A 17,163-nucleotide genomic window follows, 5' to 3' on the forward strand; every position below is an offset into this window, starting at 1 on the left:
GGGAGATTGCCAAGGTGGATTACGGGTAGCACCGCCTGATTTTCTCGGGTTCTCCTGATTCGTGAGCGACAGCACCGTCGTTCGCCTTCGCTTTTATCAGGACTACCCAACCCCTCGCCAGTTTGTGTCTTATCACTAGAATATCTTCAATAATAGTATACATAAAGTAATATTTTCAGATCGAGCCGAAACTGGCGTGTAATATCGAGCTCCCTCAGAGAGCAGATACTGCCGATCTGGTACGTCCTTATTTCTATCTATTTTCAATCATTATACGGAACGATCCCAACACGACGGGCGACTCGCGTTTCCGGCCCCGTTCGATCTCGGTATACTGGCTCTCTCGAGGTCGGGCAACACCGTGTCACACGGTGGGTTCAATCACCGTGTGCCGACTCCGGGCGATACTCCCGACTGATGACCTTCCAGCGGCCGGCAGCGAACCGGTGGTAGGTGACGACCGCCGGAACGAGCGTCTCGAGGACCAGCGCCGCATAGAGCGCGCCGATCCCCAGCGGGGTGACCGTTCCGAGGAACGGGACTGGGACCGAGATCGCGCCGAGAGCGGCCACGGGGAGGGCGAACACGTAGAGTCCGAGCACCTGGCCGTAGAACGGCCAGTGCGTGTCACCGCTCGCGCGGAGAGGACCGGTCGCACCGCCGCTGATGCCCCGGAAGACGACGCTTACGCAAGCGACGGCGATGAACGTCGTCACGAGCGGCAGGATCGACGGATCGGTCACGAAGAGTCGGCCGATCTGCCCGGCGAAGACGAGGACGACGGTCGCGCTGAAGAGGTAGACGGCAGTGCCAAACCAGAGGACTTCGCGGCCGTAGGTGCCGGCATCTCCTTCGTCGCCGGTCCCCAGTTCCTGTCCGACCAGACTACTGGACGCGAGCGAAAACCCCCAACCGGGCGTGTCCATCAGGTCACGGACGCGTCGGGCAACGACGTAGGCGGCCACCACGTTCGGCCCAAACAACGCGACGATGGCGAGCATGGGGAACTGTGCGGCTCGGCGGGCGACGTTCGTAAACACGAGCGGCGTCCCGATACCGACCACGTTCCGGACGTCGTCGACCGTCGTGTACGGGCGGGAAACGGCCACAGTGACCGGGAACTCGCCCACGAGCGGAAGCCGGCCGAGGGTAAATCCGGTGACGAACGCCGCCAGGACGAGGGCGTTCGCCAGTACCGTGCCGATCGCCGCCCCGACGACGCCGACCTCGAGGACGAACAACAGGACGGCGTTGATGGCGACGTTGACGGCCGCGCCCCCCGCTCGGAGGACCATCGGCGTCCACGCGTCGTCGGCACCGACGAGCGTTCGGCTGCCGATCAGGTTCAACGCGGCGATCGGCACGCCGATAGCGACGACCCGAAGGTAGTCCGCGCCGTAGGCCAGCGACGTCGCATCGTCCCCGACGAGCGAGATGAGCCGTTCGGGAACGGTCCAGTAGAGGGCGGCGAGGGGAACGGTGATCGCGACGACGACCAGCGCGCTCGTCGTCACCGCCATCGACAACTCCTCGGTAGCTCGAGCGCTGTAGCGCTGGGAGACGAGGCTGATCGTCGCGCCCGCGATCCCACCACCGAGCGCGAACGCCATCGCCCAGAAGGGCGTCGCGAAGCCGACGCCAGCGATCGCTGCCGGACCGAGGGCGATGCCGACCATCGCCACGTCCGCGGCGGATTTGGACATACGCGCGATGCCCGTGACGATCCGCGGCCAGGCGAGATCGGTGGTCCGCTCGGCCCGTCGCCCGTCGACGATCCCGACCCGCGCGAGCAGGAGGCCGATCGACAGCAGGAGCCAGCGGAACGGATTCGGTACTCGAGAAGCCACGCTCGAGCGTTCAGGACTCAGCGCTAAAACGCTTTATACCTCAGCGGTACGTCATGATCGATAACGCGATACGGCGACCGAGAGGGGCCACTGGTGATTATCGACTCGAGTCCGTCCGAAGCGGGAGACCTCGTCGACGAACTCGATCGGGGGTTGGACTTCGAATCGGCCGCGAAAATCGACCACGAGACGGGTCCCGACATCGACCCGGATACGATCGGTGGGGAGCCAATCGAATCCGAAGGCCACCGCGAACCCGTCGACCGTCGAATCGTCACCGAGGACGGCTCGGAAATCGATCGTCGACCCGCCGAGACTCCCGGAGAATACGACCGAACGGCCGTCGAGAACCGTGAGACGGTCCCCGAAGACGGGGCGGCCCACGGCTCCTCGACAACAGCTGGGACCGACGATCGGAGCCGAGCACCCACTCCGCTGTCGGTCACGTTCGCCGTCCAGCGAGCGACCCTGGAGCCGGCAAAACGGACGGCCGAGCTTCACGGTCGCCTCGCAGGAGCCTCCATCGCCAGTGGGATCGCGCTACAGCGACAGCAGTTGAACCTCGCCGGGACGGTCGCCAGCGTACCCGTCGGAATCGCCGCCGCGACGATGGGAGCAGGAGACGGTCGCTCCGGTGTCGGACCCAAGCCATAGCAGGCAGACGGGAGCACCCCGGCGAGCGAGTCGACGGGCTCGACGCGAGGGGCCGCAAGCGGCTCGTCGATGCGGGCATTTCCTCGCTCGCAGACCTCGCGCGGGCCGACAGGGATACCGTCGCCGAGGCAGCCGAGGTCACCGAGAAACGCGGCGAACTGGATCGAGCAGGCCCAACGCCTGCGGGTCTCGAGACGGCACAGCTTGTCGTAGCCACTGAACGTCCTGCACAGTCGACCGCATGACGGCGTTGCGGTCGGTGTGTCGATCGTTTCGGAGACTCCTATCGTCCGTTGCGTGTCGACGACGAGTGTGATCGAGAATCGACAGTGCTGGGACGGCTGTCGACCCGTATAGATTTATTGTACTCGAGGCCCTCTCTTCCGGGAGAGCGAACGGCTAGCTATCTATGACCAGTGACGATCGCTACACACTGTTCGGCGTCTATCTCTCGGCGGATGTCTTCGATGCGCTGGCGGAGTACCTGTACGCGGAGGCCGGCGTCGTCGACTACGGGAACTACTTCGATCCGTCCGACTCCGGCGTTCCCGTGGGCGATCCCGGTGCTGATGCGACCGACGACCTCCTCGCGGACGTGGTCGCGTCCTTCGCCGACCTGTACGACGAGGCGGATTTCGACGCCGCGCGGCGAGTCGACGCCGACGCGTTCGTCCTCGCCCACCTCGCCGCCGAGCCACGGACGGTGACGCGTGCCCGCGAGCGCTTCCAGGCGGCCGCCACGATTCAGGAGACGGACAGTCGCACCGTACACACTGCCGTCCTGTCCGCATCCCTTTCGACGAGGGACGGACTCGAGGACGATTGAGACGGCCCCTGTCAGAGTTTCCCGGCACACCCGCGGCGGATCGCGGCTGGGCCAGCGCTGACTGACAGGAGTCCGTGCGAAGGTTCGGTCGCCGTCCGATCGACACCCATCCCGTCCTCATCGGGCCAGCCGAGGAACGCTCGCCCGTCGTTCGGTCGAACTGCTGGAGACCTTAGGCCTCCTGCAGGTCGACGATACTCACCCAGTGATCGACGTATTCGGCTTCGTGGTCGCTGGCGAACCTGTTCGCTTCGGCCCAGTCAGGACACTCACGGTCGAGTTCGCAGCTGTCACAGCGGAGTCGATAAACCATGTGTGGCCGTACCATACGGGCCATATTAAACGTTCGTCGGCTGACCCCACCTGCCTCCTGACAGGAACGAACTCTCCTATAAGAGAACGTGTCTCGCTATTTATCGGCACGCATCGCTCCGACGGTAAAGCGGATTCGAACGGGTGACTTCCACGGACGTTGCGGCTGACAGTGGCTGTGATCGGTGATCATATCCAACACCTACGGAACGAACAATGGGGACTACAGTGGTTGTTGGTCGAGAATGTGTGCCTTGATTTGCTGTTCTCTGTGCTCGACGAACTCCTCGAAGGTCATTTCCGTCGCACCGTCTGGAATGTGATGTGTCGTCCTATACGATTCAGTCCGCGATCGCAGCCACTCCTGAAAGTCGTCGTCGGATTTCATCCGGTTCGTTTTATCGACCAACAACTGTAAGTTCCCGACGCGGTCTGCGTCCGCGTCATCGGGCAAAACGGACTTGGGAATGATGTGATCGATCTCGTAGTCTTTCCCCCGCGCTGGCTCATCGGGATAGTGAGATAGCTGTAGCAAAAACTGAACGCCTCGTTTTCCATACCGAAGTTCCTCGAACAGCGTTTCTATCTTTTCATCCGTGAACCGAAGGGAACTCCCGTAGCTCGATTCCACCTCCTCACTGATCTCATCGATGGGGAACGTCGTCCCCTCACTATCTCGGATCACGTCCCGGACGCGCTCTGCGATCTGGTTTGACGACTGTCTCGTGAAGCCGTTCAGTCGGGCCGCACAAATATAGTAGAGGATCGACTCGCGTCGTTCGCGTCCGTCGACCGAAGTCGGGTCGAGCGACGGATTCCCGTTTTGATAGAGATAGTACGCGACGGGTGTGTACAGTGCCGGGCTCAGGATGTGAGCAACCGTCGGATAATAACTCTCGAACAACCTGGCGAGCTGGTTCATCGTCGTTTCGAAGGTGTCCGTCAACCAGATCTCTTTGAGTTCGCGGAGCAACTCGAGGGTATAATTGTCGAATCGGTACTGAATTTCGTTTTCGTTACTGGCCAACAAGACCTTTTGAACGTGTTTCGTATTGAACGGGGAGTTTCCCCCGTCGATCGACCCGTTCAGTTCGTCGACCATCGAGTGAACCTCGTCGCGAGCGTTGATCGCAGGTGGCTCCTGTTGCCAACAACTCGTCATAAGCGACAACAAGATTTCCGATCTGTTCGGTGTCACGCCCCCCTGATTTATCCGGACGAAGACGTCTCGGACTCGAGTGATGTCGTCCTCGTCTTCCGTAAAGAAGTGGAGTTTCTCGTCTTTGTGGACCGCACGATGGAGATCCTCGAAGTTTCGCTGGGCGTTCAGGACGAGGGAATCCGGATTCTTTCCGTCCGGAGCATCGGAGACCAACTCGCGAATGCGACGCTCTATCTCCTGACGCTCGGAATAAAACTCGTCGCTATCGGAAATCGAGAGGATCCTGTTTACGGGATACCAGTATGCGTTCCGTGTCACCGACCGTTCAGCACGAAAAGAGAAATCGTACTTGTTACCGAGTTCGGAGTCGACAGTCGTTGGGTCGGAGAGCAGATTGAGATACAGTCGTTTTTGGACCCACGAACTGGCCGTATCACGCCGGTGGCCATGCTTTCGTTCGAAATACGATCCTTTGAGACCGATGTTCAACGCGGTGAGCCGCTGTTGCCCGTCGAGGACTAACTTGACTGGTGACGGAAGCGGATCGTCGGATTCGTATGGCGGATTTCTATGTGTCGGTGTCGTCAGCGATGGTGGAAAGCTCGGTTCGTTAATATAGTGTGTGACGAACTGATACTTCGGCTGCGACTCGGCGGCGTCCGCGGAGAGATTCCACTGAAGCAACGCACCGATCGGGTAGTCCCGAAGTAACGAATCGAACAGATCCACGATGTCGTCCGTCTCCCAGACGAATTCCCGCTGAATAGCGGGGAGAAGATACGAATAATTAACGTTTTGGACGACTTCCGAGATCCGCTTCGTTTCCATACTGAGACCAGTTCTCGATCGTTTGTATAACTTTATCTTCAGTTGGCAGGTTTCGAATCCGTCTACCGCTGTTACTGTTGCGTACCTGACCGATTTCGATGAGGAGGGCGTTTGGCCCGGGAGGTTGGCTGCGCACTGTGAAGAGAACGAGAGCAAGTGTTACACGTACGAACACTCGGAACTCGAGTTCGTTTGATTCGTTTCGGAAGTCGGTAAACGAGGGGGCCACTCGAGGTCCGGTCAGGGATGTGTTATTTGTCTACAGTCGAGATGGAGATCCGCTTGGTACTATCTAGTTGGGGCAGAGCAGTAAGCGAGACCGTTGAGTTACTTTCGACTGCTGTTCGCATACCTGCTCAGCAAGTGCTATGAGGGTGATTTAGGAGAACTTTGGGGGCGAGCGGAGCGGTGTTTAGGGACGGTGGAAAACGAGGCGGTACGATTGTGTGTCCATGCCAACGATCCACCGCCGTAGCGGGTGTGGAGACTGAATCGATTCGAGGGTTGTACAGCGACGCCGCGACCGCTAACGAAACTGAATAGTCAGCTACACCGACCTAGACTCTCTTTCGAATACTGTCTCTATTGTTTATATATAAAATCCTCCAGCGGCTCGGGCGACCGTTTAGAAGTGGTTCACAGAACTGCTCTACAGTCGGGCGATGAACGATTGGCGGATCACGTTTCGGGCGACGAAACCCGCGATCTGATTTACTGATGAAACTAGTGTACGAACATCCTAATTGGTCATGGCATAAGCGAATCAGCCCTATACAACGCTCGAACGAGCTTTAACAACGGATCTCGATCAGTCGTCTCTCACTGAACGCAGTGGGAACTACGACGGTAACGACGCTGTGTCTCTCGTTGATGGTTCACAGCCCGTACACGCTGGATGTTATCGCTGTACTTCGATTGCAGAGACGAACAGCCTGGAGACGGAACACCGCTGAACATATCTTTATAGAAATAATATGATGAACATACCATTACCCAAATATTTTTGCTAACACCGCACCGGAAACAGCCGATGAGTGGGTCAGGGCGGTTAACTTCGCAGGGAATCGCCGTATTTGAACAGTATCCGAGACGTATCGTGCGTACATTTACCACCGTACACGTCCAACAATACGGCGGATATGTCGTCCAGGTATCCGGACCAATCGTCCCTGGTCACTGCATTCGGCCTCATCGTTGCCATGGTCGCAGTTGTGGGCACGCAGGTCTTTGGCTGGGAGTGGGGAGCAAGTCAACTCGCTCCGACGATCATCGGCGTCGTCGTTGCTGGAATCGCAGTCGTGGTTATTGCGAGGCGACTAATAAGGTAAACCGGCAGTGCCATTCCGTTCCCTGGTAGTTTACTACGTTACGAGGAACAAAGCGACGAGTGGGTTGGGGCAGATTTGAACTGCCGACTTCCTCCGTGTGAAGGAGGTATCATAACCGGACTAGATCACCAACCCGCACGAGGTGCTTCCCGTGCGGTCAACTTAAGGCTTCCTTTCACCGATCGTCGTCCGATTCGCTCGAGCGACCCGCACCCACCCGCTCACGCAGCGACCCGACCGTCCGGCGGGTCCGCGTCGTCGCTCGCGTCTCGAGTGCGGTCACGGCCGCCAGGACGCCGTCGACGCGGCTGGGGGCGGGTTCCGGCTCTCGGCCGAGAAGGGTTCGAACGCGAGCCACGGGAGCGGCGAGGGATTCGGACACGCCGAGGCGGGCGTGGTCGGCGGCGCGGGTGAGGTAGTATCGGCTGTCGTCGAAGTGTTTGTTCATGTGAGTCTCTCCCGTAGAGAGGTCGGCTGCGAATATAGTTCTTTCGCAGACAACAGAATAGGGCTTTCCAGACGCGATCCAGCGCGGCGGACGAGTGTCGCCGGCGGATCATCCGCCACACGAGCGATTAACGTGGGAGGGCACACGAGATCGAGTGAAGATGAACGAGTTACAGCCGATCGCCCTCGAGAGCGAGGGCGCGACCGCGGATCTGGTCGTCGAGGGTGGACGGGTCTACTGCTCGAACCGCCGAGAGTTCCTCGAGCGCGACGTCGCGGTCGTCGGTGACCGGATCGCTGCGTTGCCCGAGGACGCGGGTTCGGTCACGGGGCCCGACACGACGGTCGTCTCGGCGGCCGATCGCGTCGTCTTGCCGGGACTGATCGACGCCCACACGCACGCGGACATCCAGCTGATTTTCGATCGCGCGGTCCCGGAACTGCTCGCGACCGGGACGACCGCGATCGTCACCGAGAGCTCCGGGCTGGGGCTGCTGTTCGGAAGCCGTGGGGTCGAGACGTTCCTCGAGCGGACCGCCGACTGTCCGATTTCGACCTACGTGACGCTGCCGCCGCAGGCCTTCGTCGATACGTTCGAGCCGGCGACCGGCTCCCCCGCCGAACTCGAGGCGCTCTCGAGCCTGCTCGAGCGCGAGCGGGTCGTCGGCGTCGGCGAGATCGACTGGATCCACGTCGTCGGGCAGGATGCGCCGATCGAGCGCCTCTACGAGCGCGCCCGCGAGAAAAACGCCGCGATCGTCGGACACGGTGCGGGCTGTCGCGGTGACTCGCTGCGGGCGTTCGCGACCGTCGTGGACAACGACCACGAGGCGATTTCGGCCGCCGGAATCCGTGAACGCGCCGAGAACGGGATCCACGTGGTCGGGCGCTGTGGCTCGATCCGCGACGACCTCGCGGCACTTATCGAGGCGTATCCGGCGCTCGATCCGGGGAGCGTCTCCCTCTCGACCGACGGCGTCTGGCCGGGCGATCTGCTCGAGGGCGTTGGCATGGCCGAACTCGTCCGCCGGCTGATCGATGCCGGGGTGGAGCCGGCCGACGCGATCGACGCCGCGACCCGGAACACGGCGGAGCAGTTCGGACTCGCGAACCGGGGCATCGTCGCACCGGGGGCCGTCGCCGATCTCGTCGTCGTCGACGACCTCGAGACGATGGCCGTCGAAACGGTCTGTGCGGAAGGCGAGGTCGTCGTCGCCGACGGCGATCCGCTCGTCGAGGCCAGAACCGATCCGTACCCGGAGTACGTCTACGACACCGTTTCGGTCGCGCTCGAACGCGAGCGGTTCACCGCACCGCTCGAGGCGGCCCCGGACGGGACGGTTCGTGCGATGACGGCCGATAGTGGCCTCGTGACGACCGAAACGACCGTCGATGCCGGTATCGTCGATGCCGGCGACGGCAGGGAGCCGCGGCTCGGTCCCGACCCGCACAACGACGTCCTCACCGCGACGCTGCTCGACCGGGATCCGGCGACCGATGACCGCGGCTTTACCGGCTTTCTCACCGGCTACGGTCTCGAATCGGGGGCGATCGCGACGACCGGAACCTGGGAGAGCCCCGGGCTGGTGACCGTCGCCGCCGACACCGACGATGCCGTCGTCGCTGCCGACCGGGTCGCGTCGATGGGCGGTGGGTTTGCGGTCGCTCGTGACGGCGAGGTGGTGGCGGATCTCGCGATGCCGATCGCCGCGACCGCCGCCGAACTGGCCCCGGAGACGTTCGCGACAGAGTTCGACCTGCTCGAGGACGCCCTTCGCGAGGGCGGCGTCGACATCGACCGTCCGCTGTTGACCGTCCAGACGCTGACGTTCCCCGGCGTCCCGGCGGTGAAGCTCACGCCGTCGGGCTACGCGAACGTCCGTGGCCGGTCGGTCGTCGGCCTCGAGCCCGATCCGGCCCGTCCCGACTGACTGGCCCGAACTGCAACAACTATTACAGAAATTTCACCAGCCAACGATGTGCGTACACGCGGTGAACGGGCCGGAGAAACTCTTAACAATGGTAATGCGGTGTCGGTGGAATTAAGAGACTCCCGACCGACGACACGACCATGTCACTCGAAAGCATTGACCGTGTTGCGGTGCTGGGCGCGGGGAACATGGGGCACGGAATTACGGAAGTCACGGCAATGGCCGGCTACGACGTCACGATGCGGGACATCAAAGACGAGTTCGTCGAGGACGGCTACGAGTCGATCAAGTGGAGCCTCGAGAAACTCGAGGAGAAGGAGATGATCGACGAGTCGGCCGAGGAGGTCCTCTCGCGGATCGACACGACGACGGATCTCGAAGAGGCCGTCGCCGACGCCGACCTCGTCATCGAGGCCGCACCCGAAGAGCTCGACCTGAAACACGAGATCTTCACGGACCTCGAGGAGTACACCAGCGGCGACACGCTGCTGGCGACGAATACCTCGAGCCTGCCGATCTCGGACATCGCGGAGGCCGTCGACACGCCCGAGCGCGTGCTCGGTCTGCACTTCTTCAACCCGCCGGTGAAGATGGACCTCGTCGAAGTCATCTACGGCGAGGACACCAGCGACGAGGCCGCCGAGGCCGGCTACGAGTGGGTCGAGTCGATCGGCAAGACGCCGATCTACGTCCGCAAGGACGTTCGTGGCTTCGTCGTCAACACCATCGTCGGACCCTTCGGCGGCGAACCCGCCTTTATGGTCTCGAACGACGAGGCGACGATCCGCGAGGCCGACGCGACGATGGCCCACGAGCGGGGCTACCCGATGGGGCCGTTCGAACTCGGCGACCTCACTGGTATCGACGTCGGCTACCACGTCCGCAAGGAGGGCGACAGCCCGATCCCGCCGATCACCGAGGAGAAAGTCGAGGCCGGTGACCTCGGCCAGAAGACCGGCAAGGGCTTCTACGACTACGAGGACGGCGACGGTGCCGACTACGAACCCGAGGACGCGGGCGACTTCGACTGGCTCCGCGTCGAGGCCCGTATGATCAACCGCGCGGCCTTCCTCGTCGGCGAGGGCGTCGCGACCCCCGAAGAAGTCGACACCGGCGTCCAGCTCGGGCTGGGCTTCCCCGAGGGCATCTGCCGACGCGGCGACAAGATCGGCCTCGAGACGGTCCTCGAGAAACTCGAGACGCTCTACGAGGAGACGGGCGCGGACCGGTTCGAGCCCCATCCCTACCTCGAGGAACTCGTCGAGGAGGGCAAGACCGGAGAGGAGGCCGGCGCTGGCTTCTACGACTACGGCGACGACGAACTCGGTCCCTACCACGACCTGAACTACGAGCTCGAGGACGGCGTCTTGCAGGTCGAACTCGACCGACCGTCCCGGATGAACGCGCTGTCGGAGGATCTGCTCTCCGAGATCGACGACCTGTTCTCCTCGGTCGATACCGACGAGGTACGGGTCGCGACGATCGAGGGATCGGGCGACCGGGCGTTCAGCGCCGGTGCGGACATCTCCGGATTCGCGGATACGGCTCCGACCGATATGATGGACGTCACGCCCGGCTTCGAGACGGTCAACGAGTTCCCCCGGCCCGTCCTCGCGAAGATCGACGGCTTCTGTCTCGGCGGCGGCTTGGAGCTCGCGTTAGCCTGTGACCTGCGGATCGCGACCGAGCGCTCGTCGTTCGGTGCGCCCGAGATCGGCCTCGGACTGATCCCCGGCGGCGGCGGCACGCAGCGGCTCACCCGGATCCTCGGGGAGACCCGCGCGAAGGAACTCGTCTTCCGTGGCAACCACATCGACGCCGACCGCGCGGAGGACTGGGGTCTTATCAACCGCTCCGTCGAGCGAGAGGACTTCGACGACACCGTCGGCGAGTTCCTCGACGACCTCCGTTCGGGCCCGCCGATCGGTCTCAAGGTCGCCAAGAAGGTCATGAACGAGGGGCAAGACGCCAGCCTCGACGCCGCACTGGTCATGGAGAGCCAGGGCTTTGGCCTCCTCTCGAGCACCGACGACGTGCTGGAAGGGACCGCCGCGTTCGCCGAGGACCGCGAGCCCGAGTTCGAGGGCAAGTAAGATGACCGACGGACCGGCGGACGCATCGGGCTGGCCGGAGTGGGAGTCGTTCGTCCAGCGTCACGGCTACCTGTCGTGGCTCGACCTCGAGGTCGAACACCTCGAGGACGGACGAGCAGTCCTGGTGATCGAACAGGACGAGGACTTCGAGAACCCGGTCGGCAACGACGGACACGATCCGGTCCACGGTGGCATCGTCGCGACGCTGATCGATACCTCGAGCGCGTTCGCTCTGCGGACGACGTTCGAGAATCCCGCCGATGCGTTCCTGACGACGACCGACCTCAACGTCTCCTATCTGCGACCGGCGACTGGCGACCTGCGAGCCGAAGCCGAGGTGCTCCGGGCCGGCGGTTCGACCGGCGTCACCGACGTCACCGTCAGCGGCGCGGACGGCGAGGCCGCCGTCGGTCGCACTACCTACCGCTTGTTCCGCGATGGGATCGGGGAGGAGTGACCGCTCGGGTCCGACTCGAGGATCACGAGTCGGTCACTCCTCCTGATCGTCGCCGAGCTCTTCGAAGATCCGTGGGTCGGTCTGGAACTTGAGGACGTTGTGGACCGCCGAATTTCGAATGTTCGCGATGACCGTTCCGTAATCCCGATAACAGTCGTGGATCCACTTGGAGATCTCTTCGCGGTCCCGAAACATCATCACCGTTTTCCACTGGTACTCCCCGTCCGAGAGGAAGAAAAACAGGGTGTGTTTGTCCGCCTTGACGTACTCCATGGCGTCGCGCCAGTTGTCGGCGAAGTGTTCGGGGTTGAACTTGAATTCGAACAGCGCGAAGATGTAGTACTCCTCGTTCGGGATGATCGCCTCGCGGAAGACGCCCTCGTCGCGCATCCGCCGGATCGACTCGCTGACGGTGACGTGGGAGACGTCGATGTCGTATTCGGACTCGAGTACTTGCGTCAGTTCGCGCGAGGACAACTGCGGATCGTTCGAGAGTTCGCTGAGGATCGCGATATCGCGATCTTTGAATTCCCAGTTCGGTGATTCGTCGCTCATACTAGCTGTAATTCCATCGTATACATGGTTTTATGTGTTCGATTCGGTCAAAAACTCGCCGAGGCGGTCGGCGTACGCGTCCGATTGGTCCTCGGGAACCCAGTGGTAGGCCTCCGACAGCGGCGCGAGTTCGGCCGCCGGAATGTCTGTGGCCAGTTGCTCGGCGTAGTCGTAGGGTTGCATCACGTCGTCTTCGCCCCACAACAGCAGCGTCTCTGCGGTGATCGCGCCGTAGTCGATCTCCATCGTGTGGTTCGTGTTCGTCGAGACTGCATTGCGAACGAGTGACACGTGGCCCTCGTCGGTGAGCCACGGTGCTTTCATTCCCGCGATGAATTCGGGATCGGCCTCACCGTACGCCCCCTCGACGAACGCCGCGTCGAGTCGCCCTTCGAGTTCCTCACGCCCTATCTCGGCGGTCGACGGCAGTCCCAGGTTCGAGACGAACTCGACCGGCCAGGAGTCGTAACAGACCGCGTTCGAGAGGACGAGCTGATCGACCATCTCGGGATTGTGTGCGGCAAATCGCAGGGCGACGCCGCCACCGATGTCGTGGGCGACCAGTGCGATCCGATCGACATCGAGATCCGCGAGCAGGGCCTCGAGCATCGCCTCTTGGGCGCGAATCGAGCGATCGAAGCCGTCGTGCATCGCGGAGTTGCCGTAGCCGACCAGATCCGGTGCGATCGTGCGTCGATCGTCGGCGATCGCGGGGACGATATCGCGCCAGAGGAACGACCACGTCGGGATGCCGTGGACGAAGACCACCGGCGGCCCGTCGCTCTCGTCGGGGCCGTCCTCGTAGTAGGCCACCTCGAGGTCGTGGCCGTCGACCGCGACCGTCGTCGACGATTGTCGCTCGCTCCACGTCTCGTGATCGACCATTTAGACCCCTCCGTTCACGGAGCGCTCCGTCGGCGGACGACCCGGACCGTCGTGCGGCCGCTGCCGATCGTCTCGGCTGGTTCGTGCCGGTAGTTCACACATAATCATTGGTGACACACCCTCATTCAGTTTCCAAGATAAAGTCAGTTTGGGCGAGGACTACCGATGTTAACTATTTATACTGTAGAATGGCGCGATGGCTCCGTCCCCCGACAGATTGCCGAGAGCGGGGCTCGACGGCCGCTATTCGTCGTCCGAACCCGCCGTCAGGCCCGCGAGCGACTCCTCGCCGATCTCCTCGAGCACGCGCTCGTGGAACGACTGGAGGGCGGCGCTCTCGTCTTCGGCGAGGACGACGTCGCTGGCCGAGAGCGTCGCGAGGCCGAAGGCCCGCGGCGTCGGCGAATCGAGGAGTCTCCGGGAGACGGTCAGTTCGTCGCTGGCGAGCGCGCGGACGAGAGCCTCGATCTCGTCGACGTTGAGTTTGTCCTCGAGGATCTCGCGGTAGGTCTCCTCGATCACGGCGAACTCCGCGAGGTCCTCGGCGAAGCCAAGCAGCATCTCACTGGAAACTTGCTGTTCGCTCGCGGACTTCTCGTAGCCCTTGTAGCGTTTGAGGATCATCAGCGAGCGGGTCGCGTTGATCCGGAAGTACCGCTGGAGCAGATCCGTCCCCGAGAGGGAGGCTCGGAGGTTATCGCGGACCTGCTCGGCCTCGAGGTCGGCGACGATCCCCTCGATGTCGACCTTTCGGTTCAGCGGCATCGAGAGGACGAAACCGTTGTCCGCGACGGCGACGCGGACGTTTGCCGTCGCCTCCTGAGCACAGCGATAGGCGAGCAGCCGCGACAGGCCGTCGTTGACCTTGCGGCCGTACGTCGAGTGAATGTAGTAGTGACGTTCGTACTCCTCGCGATCCCGGACGACTTCGATCGCGAGCCGGTCGGTCGTGCTCACGCTTTCGACGCCGGCGTACTGACACTGGTGATCGAACAGGCGGGCGATGGCCCGCACGCTGTCGTCGTCCAGCGGAAACTCCCGGAGCCACGTGCGGACTCGCGGCGGCCCGCCGTCGTCGTAGCGCGCGAGGAGTTCGCCCTGGAAGGCGAGGATCTCGCGGCCCAGATCGTACGAGAGCGGCAGCCGCTCGGAGTACCACGAGGGGACGGTCGGACGCGCGCTCGTGCGATCGACGTAGACTTTCGACCCGCGCCGGTAGCGGTACTCGAAGTGATCGCCACCGAGGACGAAGACGTCGCCCTTCTCCAAGGTGTCGAGGTACTCCTCGTCCAACTGGCCCACCCAGTCGTCGCTCGCACGCGTGTAGACGTCGCAGGTGAAGGAATCCGGGATCGTCCCGATGTTGGTCATGTAGATGACCCGTGCGAGCCGACCGCGCTTGCCGATCAGCGGTTCGCCGACCGGAAACGCCTCGTGGTGGTGCTGGCCGTCGGGCGGGTCGTTCGCGTCGCGCCAAACCTTCGCGTAGACGTTCTTCTCCTCGAGGCCGGCGTAGTCGGCGGTGAGATATCGCATGAGCGATTCGTACTCGTCCTCGCTGTAGTTGCGGTAGGGGTAGGCCCGCCGGAGGATCGCCTTCAGATCGGCCTCGGGCCGGATTTCCGCGATCGCCATCCCGTAGACGTGCTGGGCGGCCACGTCCTGGGCGTTCCGGGGGATCGACACGGAATCGACGAACCCCTCCGTGGCCTTTTTCAGCATGACCGCACACTCGAGGAGTTCGTCCCGGTCGAGCGCGATCACCCGTCCCGTGACGGTCTGCCCGACGCGGTGGCCCGCGCGGCCGATCCGCTGGAGCAAGGCTGCGACGGACTTGGGCGAGCCGACCTGTACGACGAGGTCGACGTGGGGCATGTCGATCCCCAACTCGAGGCTGGTCGAGGTGGTGACCACGTCGAGAGCGCCGTCCTTTAGCCGCCCCTCGATGTCCTGTCTGACCTCCTTCGAGAGGCTCCCGTGGTGACAGCCCGAGTTGTCCTCGTCGTAGGCGTCGAAGCGTTCCCGGAGGTTGTGGAGGACCCGTTCCGCGCCCGACCGCGTGTTCGTAAACACCAGCGTGTTCGTGTGGTCCTGGATGTGGTCGTGAAGCATCCGGTAGAACCGATCCTGGACGACCTCGCGGGGGGTGTTGATCAGGTCGTCGGTCGGACACTCCAGTTGCATGTCGAACTCGCGGGCGAAGCGCGCGTCGACGATCTCGTAGTCGCGGGGGGAAGCGCCCTGTGCCTCGCCGCTGGGTTCCTCACAGCCGACGAGGAATTCCGCCACGCGGGACAGCGGCTCGATCGTCGCCGAGCAGCCGATCCGCGTAACCTCGCCCTCGGCCATCGCCTCGAGTCGCTCCAGACTGACCGCGAGGTGGGTGCCCCGTTTGCCCGCCGCCAGCGAGTGGATCTCGTCGACGATGACGTACTCGACGGTCCGGAGCTTCTCGCGGAACTTGGGCGAGTTGAGAAGTATCGCGAGGGTTTCGGGCGTCGTATTGAGGATGTGGGGCGTCTCCTCGAGCATCTTCTGGCGGTCGCTCGAGGAGGTATCGCCGTGGCGAATTGCGTGGCGGATCTCGCCCATCTCCTCGCCTTCCCGGTCGTCGACGATCGCTTCGATCCCCTCGAGGGGCACCTCGAGGTTGCGGTGAATGTCGTTTGCGAGCGATTTGAGCGGCGAGACGTAGAGACAGTAGACAGAGTTCTCGAGGCCATCGACCGAGTCCGGGTCCGGATCGGCGGAGTCGTCGACGGCTGCGGACTCGCGATCGCGCCGGTAGAGTTCGTTGATAATCGCACAGAAACTGGCCTGGGTCTTGCCACTGCCAGTCGGCGCACAGACCAGCGTGTTCGTCCCCTCGTGGATCTTCGGGATCGCACCCTGCTGTGGCGGCGTGAAGAACCCGTCGTTCTCGGGGACGAACTCGCCGAACTCCTCGAGCCACCACTCCTGAACTGCGGGCTCGAGCAACTCGAACACGTCCCCGTCCCCGATCGTCGTCTCGGCCGGATCGAACGGAAGGTCGTCGTCGGCGACCGGCAACTCGCGGGGCTCGTTCCCGTCCATTATCGTCGTCTGCGGGACAGGGCTGTAAGAGGGTTTGGACAGCGGAGTGGAAGTGAAACCGGCGACGGAGGGCACGAACTCGGAGCCGCCCCGCTCCGTGCGCGGGGTCCCGCTGTCACTCGACTGCGGTCGAACTACCGCAGTCCGTGGTCGCGTCCGTCACGTCGACGTGTCCCGACTCGTCGATCCGGACGTGGTTCTCACGATACGTGAATTCGATCCTCACGCTCGAGGCGTCCGCCTTACGATACAGGGCATCGAGCGCGTCGGTATCGATCACCTCGTGTAGCGGCGGCTCGAGATTCATCGGATCGACCCCTTCGTGTGCCGCTACCCCCTGTACGACCCTGAGACTGGTCGGTGTCGAGTTCGACATACGGTACGTCGCAACGACCCTCCCAATGAATCCCTCGATAGGTTTCTGACGCGTGGCAGACGTCCGTCGGACGATTTCCCCGCTGCTCGGCCGTTTCACCGGCGCGACCGACCGGACGACTGTTGGAATCGAAAACACGTTTATATCCGTTTTCACATAGTGGTACGTGGACCGCGGTCGACTGGAACGCTGGCGGTCCGGCCCTCGCCGAGGCCGGTTCAGAGACACACCACCTACCAACCCACCCTCGAATCCACTGTGATGCGAGTCGCCGGCGTGCCAGTTCGACCTCGCGGTCTCCGGTCGACGCAATCGGGAGCGGGACGCCGTTTCGTGTCCGTGAATCGGTTCGTACTACTCGTCGATCGTCTCCCAGGGATGGATAGT

At 62.7% G+C, this 17,163-nt stretch carries 14 protein-coding genes and 1 tRNA gene; 6 read left to right on the top strand and 9 right to left on the bottom strand.

Features of this window, described 5'->3' with window-relative positions; genetic code table 11:
- Positions 1-377: 377 nt before the first annotated feature.
- Entirely contained in the window at positions 378-1,847 is a 1,470-nt protein-coding gene (locus tag J0X27_RS17475; RefSeq protein WP_207270413.1) for an MATE family efflux transporter, read from the bottom strand.
- A gap of 93 nt (positions 1,848-1,940) precedes the next feature.
- Between J0X27_RS17475 and J0X27_RS17480 the strand changes: the two genes are divergently transcribed.
- Entirely contained in the window at positions 1,941-2,501 is a 561-nt protein-coding gene (locus tag J0X27_RS17480; RefSeq protein ID WP_207270414.1) for a hypothetical protein, read from the top strand.
- Between the two features lie 409 nt (positions 2,502-2,910).
- Positions 2,911-3,327: a hypothetical protein gene (locus tag J0X27_RS17485; RefSeq protein WP_207270415.1), complete on the top strand. Its 417-nt coding sequence runs from the start codon at positions 2,911-2,913 to the stop codon at positions 3,325-3,327.
- 172 nt (positions 3,328-3,499) lie between these two features.
- On the opposite strand, the gene J0X27_RS17490 is transcribed toward J0X27_RS17485, so the two are convergent.
- Together J0X27_RS17490 and J0X27_RS17495 are read right to left on the bottom strand one after the other, a co-directional pair.
- Positions 3,500-3,640, bottom strand: coding sequence for a hypothetical protein (locus tag J0X27_RS17490; protein WP_207270416.1), 141 nt, complete (start codon positions 3,638-3,640; stop codon positions 3,500-3,502).
- A gap of 222 nt (positions 3,641-3,862) precedes the next feature.
- Positions 3,863-5,629 carry a DUF262 domain-containing protein gene (locus J0X27_RS17495; RefSeq protein ID WP_207270417.1) on the bottom strand — a complete coding sequence of 589 codons (1,767 nt, stop codon included), beginning with the start codon at positions 5,627-5,629 and terminating at the stop codon, positions 3,863-3,865.
- 1,139 nt (positions 5,630-6,768) lie between these two features.
- Here J0X27_RS17495 and J0X27_RS18040 point away from each other — a divergent pair.
- Positions 6,769-6,957: a multidrug transporter gene (locus J0X27_RS18040; RefSeq protein ID WP_224214530.1), complete on the top strand. Its 189-nt coding sequence runs from the start codon at positions 6,769-6,771 to the stop codon at positions 6,955-6,957.
- A 60-nt stretch (positions 6,958-7,017) separates the two neighbouring features.
- On the opposite strand, the gene J0X27_RS17500 is transcribed toward J0X27_RS18040, so the two are convergent.
- Positions 7,018-7,092 (bottom strand) — tRNA-Val (locus tag J0X27_RS17500).
- Positions 7,093-7,132: 40 nt separating this feature from the next.
- Entirely contained in the window at positions 7,133-7,405 is a 273-nt protein-coding gene (locus tag J0X27_RS17505; protein ID WP_207270418.1) for a DUF7553 family protein, read from the bottom strand.
- 160 nt (positions 7,406-7,565) lie between these two features.
- Here J0X27_RS17505 and J0X27_RS17510 point away from each other — a divergent pair, with 160 nt between their 5' ends.
- From J0X27_RS17510 to J0X27_RS17520, 3 genes are all read left to right on the top strand, one after another.
- Entirely contained in the window at positions 7,566-9,335 is a 1,770-nt protein-coding gene (locus J0X27_RS17510; protein ID WP_207270419.1) for an adenine deaminase C-terminal domain-containing protein, read from the top strand.
- 140 nt (positions 9,336-9,475) lie between these two features.
- Positions 9,476-11,428, top strand: coding sequence for a 3-hydroxyacyl-CoA dehydrogenase/enoyl-CoA hydratase family protein (locus J0X27_RS17515; RefSeq protein ID WP_207270420.1), 1,953 nt, complete (start codon positions 9,476-9,478; stop codon positions 11,426-11,428).
- 1 nt (position 11,429) lies between these two features.
- Positions 11,430-11,885 carry a PaaI family thioesterase gene (locus J0X27_RS17520; protein WP_207270421.1) on the top strand — a complete coding sequence of 152 codons (456 nt, stop codon included), beginning with the start codon at positions 11,430-11,432 and terminating at the stop codon, positions 11,883-11,885.
- Positions 11,886-11,918: 33 nt separating this feature from the next.
- Here J0X27_RS17520 and J0X27_RS17525 read toward each other — a convergent pair whose 3' ends face one another.
- The 4 genes from J0X27_RS17525 to J0X27_RS17540 form a co-directional block, all read right to left on the bottom strand.
- A complete protein-coding gene (locus J0X27_RS17525; protein WP_207270422.1) occupies positions 11,919-12,440 on the bottom strand; it encodes an Lrp/AsnC family transcriptional regulator in 522 nt (173 codons plus the stop codon).
- A 30-nt stretch (positions 12,441-12,470) separates the two neighbouring features.
- On the bottom strand, positions 12,471-13,325 hold the full coding sequence (locus J0X27_RS17530) for an alpha/beta fold hydrolase (protein ID WP_207270423.1): 855 nt from the start codon (positions 13,323-13,325) through the stop codon (positions 12,471-12,473).
- A 243-nt stretch (positions 13,326-13,568) separates the two neighbouring features.
- Positions 13,569-16,400 carry an ATP-dependent helicase gene (locus tag J0X27_RS17535; protein ID WP_207270424.1) on the bottom strand — a complete coding sequence of 944 codons (2,832 nt, stop codon included), beginning with the start codon at positions 16,398-16,400 and terminating at the stop codon, positions 13,569-13,571.
- A 115-nt stretch (positions 16,401-16,515) separates the two neighbouring features.
- The gene (locus J0X27_RS17540; protein WP_207270425.1) at positions 16,516-16,776 is read right to left on the bottom strand and encodes a HalOD1 output domain-containing protein; all 261 of its coding nucleotides are present in this window, start codon (positions 16,774-16,776) and stop codon (positions 16,516-16,518) included.
- Between the last annotated feature and the right edge of the window lie 387 nt (positions 16,777-17,163).

Origin of the sequence: Natrinema longum (genome assembly GCF_017352095.1) — an archaeon.
Lineage (GTDB): Archaea > Halobacteriota > Halobacteria > Halobacteriales > Natrialbaceae > Natrinema > Natrinema longum.